1 protein-coding gene is annotated in these 358 nt (G+C 69.2%); it reads right to left on the bottom strand.

What is annotated here, in order from left to right:
- Nucleotides 1–358: YidB family protein (locus AB4Y92_RS26775; protein WP_441822376.1), on the bottom strand; the 358-nt coding region annotated here is incomplete at both ends.

Here is a 358-nt window from a genome sequence, read left to right as displayed (position 1 = left end):
GCCGTCCGGCGTATAGCGGTCGACGGCATCCGGCAGCTGCCGGGACAGGCGCGACAGCAACTCGTCACGCGACAGGCCGGTCTGGCGTTCGAGCTTGGCCAGGATGTCGGGACCGATCGCCTGTTCGAGGTCCGGGGGCGCAACGTCCTGATTGGGGCCCTGGYGCACCCAGGAATCGGCCTTTTCGCCCTGGCCGGCCTGCTTGAAGCGATCAAGCAGCTCTCCCAGACCTCCGTTCAGGAAGCCGCCGATTCCGCCTGCGCCCAATGTACCGAGGTTGCCGAGCACGGAATCCGCGCCTTTCGGGATGTCGCCCGCCGGTGCCCCGGTGCGCGCCGGCTGATTGGCCGGGTTGGCC

Source organism: Lysobacter sp. TAB13 (assembly GCF_052113885.1).
GTDB lineage: Bacteria > Pseudomonadota > Gammaproteobacteria > Xanthomonadales > Xanthomonadaceae > Lysobacter > Lysobacter gummosus.
The sequence above is the reverse complement of the archived record's forward strand: the minus strand, read 5'-3'. Positions and strand labels throughout refer to the sequence as shown.